The sequence below is a fragment of the Methylobacterium sp. EM32 genome (genome assembly GCF_040593685.1).
Lineage (GTDB): Bacteria > Pseudomonadota > Alphaproteobacteria > Rhizobiales > Beijerinckiaceae > Methylobacterium.
On record NZ_JBEXZS010000063.1, the window covers coordinates 1 to 16,364 of the forward strand.

At 71.2% G+C, this 16,364-nt stretch carries 16 protein-coding genes; 13 read left to right on the top strand and 3 right to left on the bottom strand.

What is annotated here, in order from left to right:
• Positions 1-200: 200 nt before the first annotated feature.
• Positions 201-1,103, bottom strand: coding sequence for a DUF1932 domain-containing protein (locus ABZT49_RS09480; RefSeq protein ID WP_355285643.1), 903 nt, complete (start codon positions 1,101-1,103; stop codon positions 201-203).
• Between the two features lie 90 nt (positions 1,104-1,193).
• Positions 1,194-2,558, bottom strand: coding sequence for an MFS transporter (locus tag ABZT49_RS09485; protein WP_355285645.1), 1,365 nt, complete (start codon positions 2,556-2,558; stop codon positions 1,194-1,196).
• A gap of 314 nt (positions 2,559-2,872) precedes the next feature.
• Here ABZT49_RS09485 and ABZT49_RS09490 point away from each other — a divergent pair, with 314 nt between their 5' ends.
• From ABZT49_RS09490 to ABZT49_RS09500, 3 genes are all read left to right on the top strand, one after another.
• Positions 2,873-3,547 (top strand): GntR family transcriptional regulator, encoded by a 675-nt coding sequence (locus ABZT49_RS09490; RefSeq protein ID WP_355285646.1) that lies wholly within the window; start codon positions 2,873-2,875, stop codon positions 3,545-3,547.
• Positions 3,548-3,635: 88 nt separating this feature from the next.
• Positions 3,636-4,283 carry an RraA family protein gene (locus ABZT49_RS09495; RefSeq protein WP_355285648.1) on the top strand — a complete coding sequence of 216 codons (648 nt, stop codon included), beginning with the start codon at positions 3,636-3,638 and terminating at the stop codon, positions 4,281-4,283.
• 359 nt (positions 4,284-4,642) lie between these two features.
• Positions 4,643-5,548: an amino acid ABC transporter substrate-binding protein gene (locus tag ABZT49_RS09500; RefSeq protein ID WP_355285650.1), complete on the top strand. Its 906-nt coding sequence runs from the start codon at positions 4,643-4,645 to the stop codon at positions 5,546-5,548.
• A gap of 28 nt (positions 5,549-5,576) precedes the next feature.
• On the opposite strand, the gene ABZT49_RS09505 is transcribed toward ABZT49_RS09500, so the two are convergent.
• A complete protein-coding gene (locus ABZT49_RS09505; RefSeq protein WP_355285651.1) occupies positions 5,577-6,422 on the bottom strand; it encodes an IclR family transcriptional regulator in 846 nt (281 codons plus the stop codon).
• 141 nt (positions 6,423-6,563) lie between these two features.
• Between ABZT49_RS09505 and ABZT49_RS09510 the strand changes: the two genes are divergently transcribed.
• From ABZT49_RS09510 to ABZT49_RS09555, 10 genes are all read left to right on the top strand, one after another.
• Positions 6,564-7,253 carry an SDR family NAD(P)-dependent oxidoreductase gene (locus ABZT49_RS09510; protein WP_355285653.1) on the top strand — a complete coding sequence of 230 codons (690 nt, stop codon included), beginning with the start codon at positions 6,564-6,566 and terminating at the stop codon, positions 7,251-7,253.
• Positions 7,250-7,555, top strand: coding sequence for a (2Fe-2S)-binding protein (locus ABZT49_RS09515; protein WP_355285655.1), 306 nt, complete (start codon positions 7,250-7,252; stop codon positions 7,553-7,555). The genes ABZT49_RS09510 and ABZT49_RS09515 overlap by 4 nt, the downstream gene beginning before the upstream one ends.
• Positions 7,548-8,924, top strand: a complete 1,377-nt coding sequence (locus tag ABZT49_RS09520; protein ID WP_355285657.1) for an NAD(P)/FAD-dependent oxidoreductase — start codon at positions 7,548-7,550, stop codon at positions 8,922-8,924. The genes ABZT49_RS09515 and ABZT49_RS09520 overlap by 8 nt, the downstream gene beginning before the upstream one ends.
• Entirely contained in the window at positions 8,924-10,072 is a 1,149-nt protein-coding gene (locus tag ABZT49_RS09525) for an FAD-binding oxidoreductase (RefSeq protein WP_355285659.1), read from the top strand. The genes ABZT49_RS09520 and ABZT49_RS09525 overlap by 1 nt, the downstream gene beginning before the upstream one ends.
• 30 nt (positions 10,073-10,102) lie before the next feature.
• Positions 10,103-11,656: an ABC transporter substrate-binding protein gene (locus ABZT49_RS09530; RefSeq protein ID WP_355285661.1), complete on the top strand. Its 1,554-nt coding sequence runs from the start codon at positions 10,103-10,105 to the stop codon at positions 11,654-11,656.
• 276 nt (positions 11,657-11,932) lie between these two features.
• On the top strand, positions 11,933-12,874 hold the full coding sequence (locus ABZT49_RS09535) for an ABC transporter permease (protein ID WP_355285662.1): 942 nt from the start codon (positions 11,933-11,935) through the stop codon (positions 12,872-12,874).
• Positions 12,871-13,725 (top strand): ABC transporter permease, encoded by an 855-nt coding sequence (locus ABZT49_RS09540; protein ID WP_355285664.1) that lies wholly within the window; start codon positions 12,871-12,873, stop codon positions 13,723-13,725. Before ABZT49_RS09535 ends, ABZT49_RS09540 begins: the two co-directional genes overlap by 4 nt.
• A complete protein-coding gene (locus ABZT49_RS09545) occupies positions 13,722-14,702 on the top strand; it encodes an ABC transporter ATP-binding protein (protein ID WP_355285666.1) in 981 nt (326 codons plus the stop codon). The genes ABZT49_RS09540 and ABZT49_RS09545 overlap by 4 nt, the downstream gene beginning before the upstream one ends.
• Positions 14,699-15,679: an ABC transporter ATP-binding protein gene (locus ABZT49_RS09550; protein ID WP_355285667.1), complete on the top strand. Its 981-nt coding sequence runs from the start codon at positions 14,699-14,701 to the stop codon at positions 15,677-15,679. The genes ABZT49_RS09545 and ABZT49_RS09550 overlap by 4 nt, the downstream gene beginning before the upstream one ends.
• A 119-nt stretch (positions 15,680-15,798) precedes the next feature.
• Entirely contained in the window at positions 15,799-16,233 is a 435-nt protein-coding gene (locus ABZT49_RS09555) for a hypothetical protein (RefSeq protein WP_355285669.1), read from the top strand.
• Positions 16,234-16,364: the final 131 nt, after the last annotated feature.

Consider the following 16,364-nt stretch of genomic DNA (forward strand, 5'->3'; position numbering starts at 1 on the left):
ACCCCTCGTCTACGAACAGGAGCATCGCCCAAAACCCGCAACCGGGACCCTGGTCAGCCAAGCCCCATAACCGTCCACAGAAACGGGGCAATCCCAAAGCTGATCGGCCACGGGCTGCCACTGCTGGCGGGCCGCTTCGGCATACTCCTGGGCGAAGGCGGTGGCGATGAAGGCCGAGACGACGCGGCAGCCCGGGCCCGTCAGCGCGCCGTCATCGCGGCGACGATCGCGTCGAATGCCGCCTCGGCGGTCGCGGGCTCGATGCCGTTCAGCGCCTCCTTGAGGCCGAGTTCCGCCTTCCAGCGCAGCCGCGCCGCGACCGCCCGGGCCATGACCGGATCGATGCCGGCATCGGCCACGGCCTCGGCCGACATCTCCAATTCCTCCGACCGGCGCCTGGCGTGGATCACGCCCGACGGGATCAGCGCCTCCACCGTGTCCATCCAGGGCCGGGCCAGGGTCTTGCAGGCCGAGGCGAGCACCGCCTGATCGACGCCGTAATGGCGCGCCGCGAGCATCATCTCGTCCGTCAGCGCCTCGATCCCCTTGAGCAGCACCGAGCGCAGGATCTTGATCCCGGACGCGGTGCCGAGCCGGTCGCCGACGAAGGTGATGGTCATGCCCCAGGGGACGAGCAGGTCGCGCACCCGCTCGCCGGAGGGGCCGCTGACGAGGATCGGCATGGCGTAGCCGTTCCGCGGCGTACCCTCGATCGAGCCGTCGCCGAGGCAGGCGCCGCTGCCGGCCAGGCGCTCGGCGACCCCGACCTTGATCGTCGGCGTGGCGGAGGCGAAGTCCGAGAAGACGTGCCGCGGGCTCAGGCACCCGGCGAAGGCCGCGGCGCTCTCCAGCGAGACCGAGCCCGGCGTCACGCTGACGATCAGGTCGGCGGCGTCGGCGAGGTCCTGGTTCGAGCGCACCAGGGTGACCCCGGCCTCCCGCGCCCGGCTCTGGATCAGGCCGGCGAAGGGCCCGTCGAAGGCGTGCTTGTCGTAGGCCGCGACCTGCTCCAGGCCCGCAGCCCGCAGGCCGCGGCCGATTGTGCTGCCGATCTCGCCGTAGCCGACGAGGCCGAGCCGGACTTGCTGCTTGTGGATCGACATGGGGATGTCCTCCGCCGGAAGGATTTTTTGGTGTGGGGTGGCATCGCGTGCGGGCCGGGCTCAGCGCCCCCCGCCCGCTCCTCGGGCGGCCTACCGGGCCGCTGCGGCCTCCGCCTCGACCGGCTCGACGACCAGCAGCATCACGGCGAGTGCCACCAGGGCCGAGGCCGCGAGGAACAGGAACACCGCGTCCCAGCTGAAGGCGTCGAGCAGCAATCCGGTGAGGAACGGAAACAGCGCCCCACCGGCCTGGCCGCCGGTATTCACCACCGAGACCGCGAGCGGATAGGCGTCCTTGGTGGTCAACCCTGCAGGATAGACGGTGAAGGACGAGTAGCCGACATTCAGCAGGAAGCCGGTGAGGAACAGCAGGATCGCGAGGGTCACCGGCTCGTTCGGCGCGTGGATCAGCGCATACATCATGAACACGGTCGAGACCGCGCTGATGAGGATGGTCGGCTTGCGCCGCTTGCCCACGACCCGGTCGGAGAACCAGCCGCCGATGATGTTGCCGAGCACGCCGCCGACGAACGGCGCCGAGGCCACGAACCCGACATTCATCAGCGAGAACTGCTTCACGGTGGTGAGGTAGGTCGGCAGCCAGGCCAGGATGACGTTGATGATCCCGGTCATCATCAGGTAGCCGAGGGCGAGGCCCCACACGTTGCCGGACCGGAACGTCTCTCGGGCGGTGGCGATCAGGCGGACCGGGCGGCCGCGGATGACGCGGTCCAGGCGGTCGAAGCGGCGCGCGGGCGGCGGCGCGGCGACCGTCGCCGCATCGGGCCGCGACGACGGTTCGTCGCGAATGTGCTCGGCCTCCGCCGCCGACACGAAGCGGCTGCGGGCCGGCTCGTCGACGACCAGGAAATACCACAGCACCGCGAAGATGATCCCGGGTGCGGCGCAGATGTAGAAGACGTATTGCCAGCCGAGCGTGGCGATGATCAGCGCGCCCAGCGGCGGCACGATCACGGGGCCGAACTTCGCGGCGGCCAGGAACAGGCCGACTGCGGTGCCCTTCTCGCGGGCCGGGAACCAGCGGTTCACCGTCGAGAGCATCGAGACGGGCAGCGGCGCCTCGGCGATCCCGAGGGCGAGGCGGTTGAGCTTCAGCGCCAGGACGGAGCCGGACGTGCCGAGGAGCCCCGTGAACAGCGACGTCAGCAGCATGAAGACCGGGAACACGATCCGGGTGCCGAGCCTCCTGACGAGAAAGCCGGCCGGGATCTGCATCACCGCGTAGCCGACGAAGAACAGGCTGACGACCGCTCCGGCCTCGGTGTTGGACATCGCGAATTCCTTCTTCACGAAGGGAAGGACGATGCCGATATTCGCGCGATCCGCCGCTGCCAGCGTATAGACGATGAAGATCAGGCCCATGACGACCCAGCGGTAGCGGGTGGTCGTCCGGGATGTCGCGGCGGATTCCGCGGCGACCGTGGTGGTGTGCATGTCGTTTCCTCCGGAGAGTCGAAGCATCGACCGGAGCCCGTGCCCGCGTGCTCCGCCGTTCCCTGGACCGGGACTTCTGTTTGATGCGGGGTGAGCCGTGACGGGGATCGGACGCGCCGCCGCCGATCCACCCGGCTCGCTGGTTCCGATCATGAATACAATGAAAATACAAATCGTCAATGCGGTAAGGCGATGGACGGTCGTGGCGACGGATTTCGTACAAGATATGTACAAACTTCGGACGCTCGGGCGATTGCCCGCGCCCGGCGACCGGCGCTAAGGTCCGGCGGCATCGCGAGACAGGGGGCGCCCGGATGGCGCGCGGACAGGACAGGGCGTACGGCGTGCTGCGCCAGAGGCTGGTCGGCGGCCACTACCCGCCCGGCTTCCACCTCCGCGAGGAGCCGCTCGCCCAGGAATTCGGCCTGAGCCGCACGCCCGTCCGCGCTGCCCTGAAGCGGCTGGTCGAGGACGGGCTCGCGACGGCCGATGCCGGCCACGGGATCCACGTGGCGGAATGGAGCGAGGCGGATATCGAGGAGACGTTCCGTCTCCGCATGCTGCTCGAGCCGCACGCGACCGAGCGCGCCGTCGAGCGCGGCGGCGACGCCCTCGTCGAGCGCCTCGACGCGAGCAACCGCACCATGGCGCTCGCGATCGAGCAGGGGGACGGCGAGGCGATCTCCGTCATCCAGAAGACGAACAAGGAGTTCCATCGCACCCTGCTCGATTTCTCGGGCTCGCCCCGGCTGCGCGCCATCCTGGAGACGATGATCGACATGCCGATCGTGGTGCGGTCGTTCTTCATCTACTCGGCGTCCGAGCTGTCGCAGAGCCTCCATCACCACCAGGACATCACGTTCGCGGCCCGCGTCGGCGACGGCGAACTCGGCCGGCGCGCGATGCAGCTGCACCTGCGCATGTCGTATGCCCGCGTGATGCGCCATCGCGGGTCGTGGCGCCGGATCGCGGCGGCGGACGGAGCCTGAGCGTCGCCCCGCCCGGCAGCCAAACGATCTCCTCGTCGTCCTCGCGCCTGGAGCGGATGACGACCAACCCGACCGGAAGGAACCGACCATGACCGACGCCCCCGCCCTCTCCGCTCACGACCGCGCCGCCAGTGCCGCGGCGGTCGATCAGTTCCGCGGCGTCGCGACCGCCTTGATCAGCGACAACCTGGACCGGCTGCCGGGCCTCGTCGGCCTGCGCCCGTTCCACCGCGCCGGCCCGCTCGCCGGCATCGCCCTCACGGTCCGCGTCCGCAGCGGCGACAACCTGGCGATCCACCAGGCGCTCACCCTCGCCCAGCCCGGGGACGTGATCGTGGTCGATGGCGGCGGCGATACGAGCCGGGCCCTGGTGGGCGACATCATGAAGGCGATCGCGGAGAGCCGGGGCGTCGCGGGCTTCGTCATCGACGGCGCCATCCGCGATTCCGCCGCCTTCGCGGCCTCGGACTTCCCCTGCTACGCGCGGGCGGCGATCCACCGGGGGCCGTACAAGGCGGGCCCGGGCGAGATCAACGTCCCGGTCTCCGTCGGCGGCTGGACCGTTAATCCCGGCGACGTCGTCGTCGGCGACGCGGACGGGGTCGTCACCTTCCCGGCCGGCATCGCCGCGACTCTCATTGCGGCCGTCCGGGCCCAGGAGGCTCGGGAGGCCGAGATGCTCCGGATGATCGGCGAGGGCCGTTACGACGGCCGCTACGGCAAGGTCGCCAAGTAACAGCCAAGTCTCGGAGCCTGTCCGATCTAACAGACAGTCTTGTCACCCTCCATGTCATCCCGGGGCTCGGCGAAGCCGAGAACCCGGGATCCATAACCGCTGACGGTTCAGGATGAAGCGGAACGCGTCGCGCTGGGTTCTGCACCGTTGGCGGTTATGGATCCCCGGGTTCCGCTGCGCGGCCCCGGGATGACACGGAGGGTGTTGAGGCTATCGAGCAAGTCGAGCAGGCTCCCAGCAGAGGCAGGTCGGTTCGACCGCCGGTCGCGCCGCCCGGCGCGGGTCTTGCACTCCGCCATCGGCGTCATGGCCGAGACAGGAGAATTCCCACGGTGAAGCACCCGATCCGGAGTCGTCACGTGAAGACAATCGCGTTGTTTCTCGCCCTGTCCGCCCTGGCGCTGCCCGCGCACGCCGCGGAACTGACGGGAACCCTGAAGAAGATCAAGGATTCGAACCGGATCGTCCTCGGCGTGCGCGACGGCGGTCCGCCGTTCAGCTACATCGACAACAACCAGGCGTATATCGGCTACACGATCGACATCTGCGGCAAGATCGTCGATGCGATCAAGGCGGAGGTCGGCGCGCCGGATCTCAAGGTCGAGATGCTGCCGATCACCTCGTCGACGCGCATTCCCCTGATGACGAACGGAACGATCGACCTCGAATGCGGGTCGACCACGAACAATCCCGACCGACAGAAACAGGTCACCTTCACCAACGCCCACTTCGTCACGGCGAGCCGCTTCGCGTCCAAGAAGGCCCAGAAGATCGAGACGATCGACGACCTGAAGGGCAAGTCCGTCGTGTCCGTGGCCGGCTCGGTCAACATCGTCCAGATCAACAGGCTGAACGCCGAGCGCAAGCTCGGCCTCACCATCCAGACGGCGAAGGACACCGTGGAGGCCTTCCTGCTGCTCGAGACCGACCGGGCGGCGGCCTTCGTGATGGACGACGTGCAGCTCAGCATCCTGATCGCGCTGTCGAAGGACCCGGCGGCCTACACGATCAGCCACGAGGCGTTCGGGCCGCCCGAGCCCTACGGGATCATGCTCCGCCGCGACGACGCGCCGTTCAAGGCGGTGGTGGACCGGACCACGGCCGACCTCTACCGCAGCCCGGAGATCGGCGCGATCTACCGGAAGTGGTTCGAATCCCCGGTGCCGCCGAAGGGGATCAACTACCGGTTCCCGATGCCGGCGGAGCTGAAGCGCGCCTTCGCGCATCCGACCGACAGCCCGGACCCGGCGGCCTACAAGGGCTGAGCGAACGCATCGTCGTCCGCGTTCGCCGTCACGGCGCCGGGCGCTCCATCGCGGCGCCGGCCCGGCGCAGGGTCTCGTCGAAGGGGTTGAGGCGGGCGGCGATCCCGGCCGCCTCGCGCCGGAGCATGCCGGCGATGGCCTCGCGGCGCTCGCCGGCGAGGCGGTCGACGGTGCTGCCGACGCTGAGCGCCGCCACCGCGCGGCCCTCGCCGTCGAGGATCGGCACGCCGAGCCCGGCCATGCCGGGGATCAGGCCCGACGCCGCGGCGCAGTAGCCGAGGGTCCGGGTCCGCGCGATCTCGGTATGCAGGAAGGCCTCGTCCAGGCTCGTCGCCTCGCGGATCCGCGGCAGGTTGTAGCGGATCACCGCCTCCTGCTCCTCCGCCGGCAGGTGCGCCAGGATCGCCAGCGAGCCCTGGCCGAGGCCGAGCATCACCCGGCCGCCGATATCGCCGGTGAAGGAGCGGATCGGCAGCGGGCCCGCCGAGCGGTCGATGCAGACGGCGTCGTAGCCGCTGCGCACCAGGAGGAAGACCGTCTCGCCCAGCGCCCCGGTGAGGCGCAGCAGGGCCGGACGGGCGAGGTCGCGCAGGCCCAGCGGGTTGCCGGCCTTGGCGGCGAGACGAAAGAGCCCGAGGCCGAGGCGGTAGGTCTTGGTGCCTGGATCGAGGTCGACCAGCTCCTCGGCGACGAGCGCCCGCAGCAGCCGCAGGGCGGTCGGTGCCGGCAGGCCGGCGGCGGCCGCGAGCGCGCTCAGGCGCGCGCCGCCCGGACCCGCCTCGCCGAGATGGCGCAGCAGCCCGGCGAGACGCGCCGGCCCGGATCGGTCGGCCGGTTTCGTTTCGGCCGGGTCCATCTCGTCAATCGCACTCATCGTTTTCATCCAGCGAAAGAATGCCGGCAAAGTCGTTCGCCTGCCGAAATAGCTGTTGCTCAAGACACGGCAACGATCAATCCTCCGGTGGCGAACGGGAGAGGGCGTCGATGCGGCGATCACCGGGACAGCGGGGCAGCGATGCTTGAGCCGGCGGGACGGGTCGCGATGGTCTCGGGTGCCTCGCGCGGCATCGGCCGGGCGGTGGCGGAGCGGCTGGCTGAGGCCGGCTACCGGATCAGCGCCGGCCTGCGCGATCCCCGCTCAGGCCCCGCCCCGTGGCACGCCTGCCGCTACGACGCCGCGGAGGCCGGCAGCGCCGAAGCCTGGACCAAGGCCACGCTCGACGCATTCGGCCGGATCGACGTGCTGGTGAACGCCGCCGGCATCAACCCGATGGCCCGCTTCCTCGATCCCGACGAGACCGCCTTCGACGCGCTGATGGCGGTCAACGTCAAGGCGCCGATGCGGCTGATCCGGGCGGCCTGGCCGCACCTCGTCGCGTCGGGGTCCGGGCGGATCGTCAACATCGCCTCGCTCTCGGGCAAGCGGGTGCGCAACGACAATGCCGGCTACGCCATGGCGAAGGCTGCGCTCGTCAGCTTGACCCAGGCTTTGCGGCGCGAGGGCTGGGAGCACGGCATCCGGGCCACCGCCTTCTGCCCCGGCTTCGTCGAGACCGACATGACGGCGCACGTCACCAAGCAGCCGCGGGACCAGATGTCCCGGCCGGAGGACGTGGCAGTCGTGATCGAGACGCTGGTGCGGCTGCCGAACACCGCGAGCGTCGCCGAACTCCTGCTCAACTGCCGGCACGAGGACATGCTGTGACCGGGCTTTTTCGCCGCCTCGCGCAGCGGCCCGGCCCGGCCGTGCCCTTCACCATCGACGGGATGGCGGTCGAGGCGCAGGCCGGCGACCTGCTGCTCTCTGCGATCCTGCTGCACCGGCACTCTCTCCGCCGCTTCGAGTTCGGGCCCGGCGGGCGGGCCGGCTGGTGCCTGATGGGCGCCTGCCAGGATTGCTGGGTGACCCTGGCGGATGGTCGCCGGGTGCGCGCCTGCACCACCCTGGTCGAGCCCGGGATGGCTGTGCTCACCGGGGCCGTGGTCACGGGAGGCGTCGGTGGCTGATCCGGTCGTCGCGATCGTCGGCGCGGGGCCGGCGGGCCTCAGGGCGGCGCAGGTGCTCGCCGAGGCGGGGTTGCGCCCGCTCCTCATCGACGAAGGGCACCGCGCCGGCGGCCAGATCTACCGCCGGCCGCCGCCGGGCGCCGAGCGGCCGGCCGCCAGCCTCTACGGCTTCGAGGCCGGCCGGGCGCAGGCCCTGCACGCTCTCGCCGACGCCCTGGCACCGCGGATCGACTACCGCCCCGGCACGATGGTGTGGGGGATCTCGGGCCGCGACACGACCGGCTTCGACCTCGACTGCCTGGGACCCGAGGGCCACGACCGGGTCGCGGCCGACCGGCTCATCCTTGCGACGGGGGCCATGGACCGCACCCTGCCCTTCCCGGGCTGGACCCTGCCCGGCGTGTTCACCCTCGGGGCGGCGCAGATCGCCCTGAAGGCCCAGGGCATGGCGATCGGCCGGCGCGTCGCCCTCGTCGGGGCCGGGCCGCTCCTGCCCCTCGTCGCGCATCAATACGCCAAGGCGGGGGCCGAGGTCGTGGCCGTGCTCGATGTCACGCCGCTGAAGGCCAAGGTGTTGGCGGCCCCCCGCCTCGCCGCACTGCCGGCGACCCTCGCCAAGGGGGCCTGGTACACCTTGCGCGGCACCTTGCGCGGGCTGCCGGTGCGCTCCGGCGTGCGGGCGGTCGCGGTCGAGGGCTCTCGCCATGTCGAGGCTCTGTCCTTCGAGGATGCGCGCGGCCGCCGGCACCGGGTCGCCTGCGACGCGGTCGGCGCCTCGTTCGGGCTGCGCAGCGAGGCGCAAGCCGCCGACCTCGCCGGCTGCCGCTTCGCGTTCGATCCGGTGACGCGGCAATGGCAGCCGGAGCGCTCCGCGCAAGGCCGCGCCTCGCACCCGCACGTCTATCTGGCCGGCGACGGCAGCGGCATCGGCGGGGCGGACGTGGCCGAACTCCAGGGCGAGCGCACGGCGCTGACCCTGCTCGCCGATCTCGGCCACCCGCGGGACGCCGCCCGCGAGGCCCGGCTCGACCGGCACCTCGCCCGGCAGGCCGGTTTTCGCGCCGCGCTCGAGGCCGCCTACCCCTACCCGCACCACATCGTGGAGGCGATCGCCGACGACGAGATCGTCTGCCGCTGCGAGGGCATCACGGCGGGCGCCCTGCGCCGAGCCGCGACCGAGCGGGACGCCCGCGAGATGAACCGCCTCAAGGCCCTGACCCGGGCCGGGATGGGCCGCTGCCAGGGCCGGGTCTGCGGCCACGCCGCCGCCGAGATCCTGGCTCACCACCTGCGGGTGCCGGTCGAGACGGTCGGGCGCCTGCGCGGGCAGGCGCCGATCAAGCCGATCCCGCTGCGGGAGCCGGCCTGATGGAGCACCTCACCGTCGACGTCGCGATCATCGGCGGCGGCACCGCAGCCTGCGCCGCCGCCGTGTCCTTACGCGAGGCCGGGCTCACCGTGGCCCTCCTGGAGAAGCGCCTGTGCGGCGCTGGCGCCAGCGGGGTGAATTTCGGCGGCGTGCGTCAGCAGGGCCGCGACTTTTCGGAATTGCCGCTGTCGCAGCGCGCGCGGGTGCTGTGGGACGGGCTTAACGCCAAGCTCGGCGAGGATGTCGGATTCGAGGCGACCGGTCACATCAAGCTCGCCCGCTCCGAATCCGACATGGCGGTGCTGGAGGCTTACGCCCGCGACGCAGCCGGGCACGGCCTCGACCTCCAGCTCCTCGGGCCGAACGCCTTGCGCGCCGAGATGCCGTGGCTCGGCCCGGCGGTCGTCGGTGCCTCGCTCTCGCCCACCGACGGGCAGGCCAACCCGCGGGTGGTCGGGCCCGCCTTCGCGCGGCTCGCCCGCCGCCTCGGGGCCGAGGTGCGCGAGCACGCGCCCGTGCGCCACGCGGCCCATGACGGGGCCGGCTTCACCGTCGAGGCCGAGGGGGTGACGGTGAAGAGCCGCAGCCTCGTCAACGCCGCCGGCGCCTATGGCGGCGCGGTGGCCGGCTGGTTCGGCGAGACCGCCCCGGTGGCGCCGCTCTCCCCCAACATGGTGGTGACCGAGCCCCTGAGCCCGCTCGTCACCCGCTCGATCGGGGTCGTCGGCGGCGACGTCTACGTGCGCCAGACCCGGCGCGGCAACGTGGTCTTAGGCGGCGGGCGCGGCACGGCGGACGTCGCCGACGGCCTCGCCCGGCCGGTCTCGGCGGTCTCGCTCGGGGCGATGGGGAAGACCCTCGCGCTGGTCCCGGACCTCGCCCACGCCCAGGTCATCCGCAGCTGGAGCGGCCTCGACGGCGAGATGCCGGACCACATCCCGGTGATCGGGCCGTCCTCCACCACGCCAGGCCTGGTTCATGCCTTCGGCTTCTCCGGCCACGGGTTCCAGCTCGGCCCGGCCGTCGGCGAGATCCTGGCGGAGCTCGTGACGCAGGGGCGCTCCGCCTCCCCCCTCCAGCCGTTCCGGATCGAGCGCTTCGCCGCGTGGCGCGGGCCGTACCGGTCGGAGGGCGAGATCGAACACTGATTGCGTAAAGAACCACGGGGGATCACCACGATGAGACGCTTCCTCTTCGCCGCGGCCGCCCTGCTCGCCGCCGGGCCGGCCATGACATACGGGGTTCTGGCGCAAGGAACCAAGACCCTGACGATCGGCATGGCCGCGGCCGATGTCAGCCAGCTCGACCCGTTCCGGGCCACCAGCACCCAGGACAAGCCGGTCGTCTCCTGGATCTTCAACGGCCTGGTGCGGTTCAAGCCCGGCTCGACCAGCCTCGAGACCCTGGAGCCGGACCTCGCCGAATCCTGGACCCGCTCGGAGGACGGCCGCACCTGGACCTTCGCCTTGCGGAAAGGGGTGAAATTCCACGGGGCTTACGGCGAGATGACCGCCGACGACGTGGTGTTCTCGCTGAAGCGTGCCGCCGACCCGAAGACCTCATCGTTCTCGACCGACTACGCCGCCTTCGACACCATCGAGGCGGTGGACCCGTACACGGTACGGATCACCCTCAAGCACCCCGTGCCCTCGCTGCTCGGCCTCGTGGCGAACTACCACGGCGGCAACGTCTTGAGCCGCAAGGCGGTCGAGGCGCTCGGCAACGACTTCCGGCTCAAGCCCGTCGGCACCGGGCCCTTCGCCTTCGCCGAGTACAAGCCGAACGAGAGCGTGCGGCTCGTCGCCAACCCGGATTATTTCCGCGGCACGCCGAAGCTCGGCGGTATCCTCTACCGGCTGATCCCGGCGGATGCGGCCCGCGACCTCGCCTTCACCTCGGGCGAGCTCGACATCGTCTACGGGCGCCAGGACCAGCGCTGGGCCGAGCGGTTCGGCCGCGAGGCGGACGTCTCGGTCGACATCGTGCGGCCGGCGGAGCTGGCGCTGCTGCATCTCAACATCAGCCACAAGCCCCTCGACGACGTGCGGGTGCGCCGCGCCATCGCCCACGCGATCAGCCAGGCGCAGATCGTCCAGTTCAAGGGCGCCAGCGTCACCGAGCCGGCGGTGTCGATCATCCCCAAGGGCTATCTCGGCACCGACGACAAGGCGCCGCTGCCGCCTTACGACCTCGCCAAGGCCAAGGCGCTGCTCGCCGAGGCCGGGCACCCGAACGGGATCACCATCACGGCGGTCCAGACCAGCCTGCCGACCATGCTGACCGCGATGCAGATCGTGCAGGGCCAGCTCAAGAAGGCCGGCATCGAGCTGAAGCTCGACGTGGTCGACCACCAGACCTTCCACGCCCAGATCCGCAAGGACCTGTCGGACGCGGTCTACTACGCGGCGGCGCGCTTTCCCGTCGCCGACACCTACCTGACCCAGTTCTTCGATTCGGCCTCGACGGTCGGCACGCCGACGGCGGTGACCAACTTCTCCCATTGCAACGCGGCGGATGCCGAGATCCGCAAGGCGCGGACCGAGCCCGATCCGGAGAAGCAGAAGGCGTTGTGGAAGGAGGCGCAGGTGAAGATCATCGAGCAGGTCTGCGCCGTGCCGCTCTCGGAAGGCTTGCAGGTCTGGGCGCACAGGAAGACGGTCGATTACGGCTACGACTTCAAGGGCGCGATCCACCTGGGGCCGGTGATCACCGAGGCGACGGACAAGAAGTAAGTCACCCCCGGCGCGCGACTTGCCTGCCTCCCACGGCCGGTCGCGTGCATCCCCTCCCCCCTCTGCGGGGGAGGGTGGCGAGCGTAAGCGAGCCGGGAGAGGGGACGCCGCTTCCGGAGAGGTCGCGACCATTCTGAAGGGCGCCACATCCTTCATCGTCGCGCTGCCCCTCTCCCGCCCGGCTCCGCCGGGCACCCTCCCCCGCAGAGGGGGGAGGGAAAACCCGCGCGTCATTCGGTGATGCCGCGATAGCTCCCTCCAACCCCCGGCCCGCCCATGCTCCAGTTCATCCTCAAGCGCTTCCTCCTGGCGATCCCGACGCTGGTGGCGGTGCTGACCGTGGTGTTCGTGCTCGTGCGGGTGGTGCCGGGCGATCCGACCATCGTGATCCTCGGCGACCAGGCGAGCGCCTCCGCCCGGGCCGACCTGCGGGGCAAGCTCGGGCTCGATCAGCCGATCGTCGTCCAGTACCTCAGCTTCATGGGGCAGATCGCCACCGGCGATATCGGCCGCTCGCTCACCACCAACCGGCCGGTGCTGGAGGATGTCGCCCACGTCCTGCCCTACACGATCGAGCTGACGCTGGCCGCCATCGCCATCGGCGTCGGGGTCGGCGTGCCCCTCGGCGTCGTGGCGGCGCGACGGCGCGACGGGTTCGCCGACTGGATCGCCCGCATCGTGTCGCTTGCCGGCGTGTCCTTCCCGGCCTTCGTCTCCGGCATCCTGCTGCTGATCGCCTTCGCGGTGCAGTTGCGCTGGTTCCCGGTGATCTCGACCCCGCGCACCGGCGGGATCCTCGACCGGCTCGGCGCGCTGGTGCTGCCGGCGCTCAACCTCGGCCTCCTGATGGTCGCCTACGTCACCCGGGTCACCCGCTCGGGCATGCTGAAGGCGCTGGGCGAGGATTACGTCCGCACGGCGCGGGCCAAGGGGATGCCGGCCCGGATCGTGGTCTGGCGCCATGCGCTACGCAACGTGCTCGTCCCGGTCGTCACCGTGGTCGGCCTCTATCTCGGCGTGCTCATCGGCAACGCGGTGCTGACCGAGATCGTGTTCAACCGCCCGGGCCTCGGCAAGCTGATCGTCACGGCCCTCACCCAGCGCGACTACAGCCTGCTGCAGGGCCTGATGGTCGTCTCCGCCTTCACCATCGTGGTCGCCAACGTGCTCACCGACATCGCCTACGGCCTCGTCGATCCGCGGGTCTCGGCCCAATGAGCGCGAGCGTCGCCTCCGCCGCCCCGAGCGCCTGGCGCCGGGCCACCCGCTCGCCGGGCCTGATGATCGGCGCCGTCACGGTGCTCGCCGTCATCGTCCTCGCAATCCTCGCCCCCTGGATCGCCCCCTACGATCCCAACGAGCAGGATCCGGTCGCCGCCCTGATGGGTCCGTCGGCCGAGCACTGGTTCGGCACCGACTTCTTCGGCCGCGACGTGCTCTCGCGGGTGATCTGGGGCGCCCGGATCTCGCTCTCGGTCGGCTTCCTCGCCACCCTCATCGGCGTCGTCGTCGGCACGGTGATCGGGGTGGTGGCCGGCTATTTCGGCGGCTGGACCGACCGGCTCATCACCGCGGCCACCGACGTGCTCTTGAGCTTCCCGCAGCTCATCATGGGGCTGATGCTGGTGGCGGTGCTGGGGCCGAGCCTCGGCAACCTGATCCTCGCCATCGCGGTCACGGCGATCCCGGCCTTCATCCGCATCGCCCGGGGCTCGACGCTCGCCATGCGCCAGCGCGACTTCGTCGATGCCTGCCGGGCCCTGGGCTATTCCGACCTCCGCATCATGTTCGGCCACATCCTGCCGAACATCCTCGACGAGGTGGTGGTTTTGGCCTCGCTCTGGCTCGCCACCGCGATCCGCACCGAATCGACCCTCGCCTTCATCGGGCTGGGCGTGCCGCCGCCCACCGCGACCTGGGGCAGCATCGTGCGCGAGGGCTTCGACAATCTCCTTGACGCGCCCTGGCTGTCGATCTTCCCGAGCCTGGCGATCCTCGCCGTGATGATCGGCCTCAACCTGATCGGCGACGGCCTGCGCGACGCCACCGACCCGCGGGGGGCACCATGAACACCGCGACGCCCGACCTTCTCAAGGTCGAGGGGCTCACCACCCAGATCCGGGTCGGCGGCACCTGGTACGACGCGGTGCGCGAGGTGTCGTTCGCGGTCTCCGGGGGCGAGACCCTGGCCCTCGTCGGCGAATCGGGCTGCGGCAAGAGCCTCACCGCCCTGTCGGTGATGGGGCTGCTCGCTCCCAAGGTCGGCCGCGTGGCGTCGGGCTCCATCGTGGTCGACGGCACCGACATGCGGGCGGCGACGGAAGCCCAGCGCGAGGCGATGCGCGGCGACCGCCTGGCGATGATCTTCCAGGAGCCGATGACCTCGCTCAACCCGGTCCTGACCATCGGCTTCCAGATCGCCGAGGCCCTGCGGCGCCACCGCGGCCTGTCGAAGGCGGCGGCGCGCGAGAAGGCGATCGCCCTCCTCGAGCGGGTGCGGGTGCCGTCCGCCGCCGAGCGGATCGACGCCTACCCGCACCAGTTCTCCGGCGGCATGCGCCAGCGGGTGATGATCGCGATGGCGCTGGCCTGCTCGCCCCGCGTGCTGATCGCCGACGAGCCGACGACCGCCCTCGACGTCACCATCCAGGCGCAGGTGCTGGCGCTGCTGGCCGACATCCAGAGCCGCGAGGGGCTGGCGGTGCTGCTCATCACCCACAATCTCGGCGTCGTCGCCTCGGTCGCCGACCGGGTGATGGTGATGTATGGCGGCGACGTGGTCGAGAGCGCGCCGGTGCGCGCCTTCTTCGCCCGGCCCACCCACCCCTATGCCGAGGGCCTGCTCCAGGCGATGCCGCGGGTCGACCGGGTGCAGGAACTCGCGGCGATCCCCGGCACGGTGCCGACCCTGCCGGAGATGCCGGAGGGCTGCCGCTTCCAGGGCCGCTGCTCCCTGCGCGAGGAGCGCTGCCGCGAGCGCCCGCCGCTGGTGCCGCTCCCGGGCGCGCCCGACCACGCCGTGCGCTGCTGGGTGAGGGCCGCATGAGCACGACACCCCCTCTCCTCGAAGTCCGGGACCTCTCGAAGACCTTCACCATCCGCCGCGGCTTCCCGGTCGCGAAGACCAGCCTCGTGCGCGCCCTCGACCGGGTGTCGTTCACGGTCGCGCGGGGCGAAGCGCTCGGCATCGTCGGCGAGTCGGGCTGCGGCAAGTCCACCACCGCGCGGGTGGCGCTCCGCCTCACCGAGGCCGACGGCGGCGCGGTGCGGTTCGACGGGCAGGACGTGCTGGCGGCGCCCGCCGGCGCGCTGCGGCGCCTGCGGCGGCGGATGCAGATCGTGTTCCAGGACCCCGCCTCCTCCCTCGATCCGCGCCAGCGCATCGGCGAGGCCCTCGCCGAGCCGCTGCGGGTCCACGGCCTCGCCCGCGGGGCGGAAGGCTCGGAGCGCGTCGCCGCCCTGCTCGCCGAGGTCGGGCTGCCCGCCACGGCCGCTGCGCGCTTTCCGCACGAATTCTCCGGCGGCCAGCGCCAGCGCATCGGCATCGCCCGGGCGCTGGCGCTCGGGCCCGACCTGATCTTTGCCGACGAGCCGGTCTCGGCCCTCGACGTCTCGGTCCAGGCGCAGATCCTCCGGCTGCTCGAATCGCTGCGCCAAGCCCGCAACCTCGCCTTCGTGTTCATCTCGCACGATCTCGGCGTGGTCCGGCATTTCTGCCAGCGGGTGACCGTGATGTATCTCGGCCGGGTGGTGGAGAGCGGTCCGGTCGGCCCGCTCTTCGAGGAGCCGCTGCACCCCTACACCCAACTCCTCAAGGCCTCCTCCCCGGTGCCGGACCCGGAGCGGCCGGTGGCGATGAGCTTCCAGGAGGGTGAGCCGCCCTCGCCGCTCAAGCCCCCGCCGGGCTGCCATTTCCATCCCCGCTGCCCGCACGCCTTCGACCGCTGCCGCGCCGAGGCGCCTCCCTTGCGCGAGGCGGCGCCGGGCCGCGCCGTCGCCTGCCACCTCTACGGCGGGGCGTGATGGGGTCTTACGCAGACGACCCACCCCCACCGGGACATGACGGCGCTATCCCCATCGCCCCCGATTGCTCTAGCTTCCCCAGCGGCGACGAAGCGCCTGGCAAAGGGGGATGACGGACGATGAGGAAGCTCGGGACGATGGCGGTCGTCGGATTGACCCTGATCGGTGCGGTGGGCACCGCCACGGCTCAACCCTATGGCAGCCCCGATTACGGCTACCGCGACCGCGGCGACTATCGGGATCGCGACTACCGCAGCCGCGACAGCGACTACCGCGACCGCGACTCCCGGGACCGCCGCGACGATTACGGCCGGCGGGACGATTATCGCGGCCGCGAGCGCGACTACGGATCTCGTGATCGCGACCGTGATTACGGGTCTCGCGATCGTGATTACGGCGAGCGCAACCGTGGTGGCGCGGCCGCCTTCAACGAGCGCGAGTACCTGCGCTGCAACCCGGACGTGGCCCGCGCCGTGCTCGCCGGCAAGATGCAGTCGGGCCAGAAGCACTTCCAGGTCCATGGCTTCCGCGAGGGCCGCAAGCTGAGCTGCTGAACCCACACGCCGCCGGGGACGATCGCCCCGGCGGCGCGACGCCTGCCGGTGCTGCGGCCGGGCTTCGCCGGTTGGCCACAGCTCCGTCGATTTTTCCACAAATCTGCCCGGACCCCGGCCAGATGTCCCGC

Coding starts and splice junctions, on each gene's coding strand:
- ABZT49_RS09485 (WP_355285645.1), bottom strand. CDS start 2,558: ATGCACACCACCACGGTCGCCGCGGAATCCGCCGCGACATCCCGGACG.
- ABZT49_RS09535 (WP_355285662.1), top strand. CDS start 11,933: ATGCTCCAGTTCATCCTCAAGCGCTTCCTCCTGGCGATCCCGACGCTG.
- ABZT49_RS09550 (WP_355285667.1), top strand. CDS start 14,699: ATGAGCACGACACCCCCTCTCCTCGAAGTCCGGGACCTCTCGAAGACC.
- ABZT49_RS09480 (WP_355285643.1), bottom strand. CDS start 1,103: ATGTCGATCCACAAGCAGCAAGTCCGGCTCGGCCTCGTCGGCTACGGC.
- ABZT49_RS09540 (WP_355285664.1), top strand. CDS start 12,871: ATGAGCGCGAGCGTCGCCTCCGCCGCCCCGAGCGCCTGGCGCCGGGCC.
- ABZT49_RS09530 (WP_355285661.1), top strand. CDS start 10,103: ATGAGACGCTTCCTCTTCGCCGCGGCCGCCCTGCTCGCCGCCGGGCCG.
- ABZT49_RS09545 (WP_355285666.1), top strand. CDS start 13,722: ATGAACACCGCGACGCCCGACCTTCTCAAGGTCGAGGGGCTCACCACC.
- ABZT49_RS09510 (WP_355285653.1), top strand. CDS start 6,564: ATGCTTGAGCCGGCGGGACGGGTCGCGATGGTCTCGGGTGCCTCGCGC.
- ABZT49_RS09555 (WP_355285669.1), top strand. CDS start 15,799: ATGAGGAAGCTCGGGACGATGGCGGTCGTCGGATTGACCCTGATCGGT.
- ABZT49_RS09505 (WP_355285651.1), bottom strand. CDS start 6,422: ATGAGTGCGATTGACGAGATGGACCCGGCCGAAACGAAACCGGCCGAC.
- ABZT49_RS09495 (WP_355285648.1), top strand. CDS start 3,636: ATGACCGACGCCCCCGCCCTCTCCGCTCACGACCGCGCCGCCAGTGCC.
- ABZT49_RS09525 (WP_355285659.1), top strand. CDS start 8,924: ATGGAGCACCTCACCGTCGACGTCGCGATCATCGGCGGCGGCACCGCA.
- ABZT49_RS09490 (WP_355285646.1), top strand. CDS start 2,873: ATGGCGCGCGGACAGGACAGGGCGTACGGCGTGCTGCGCCAGAGGCTG.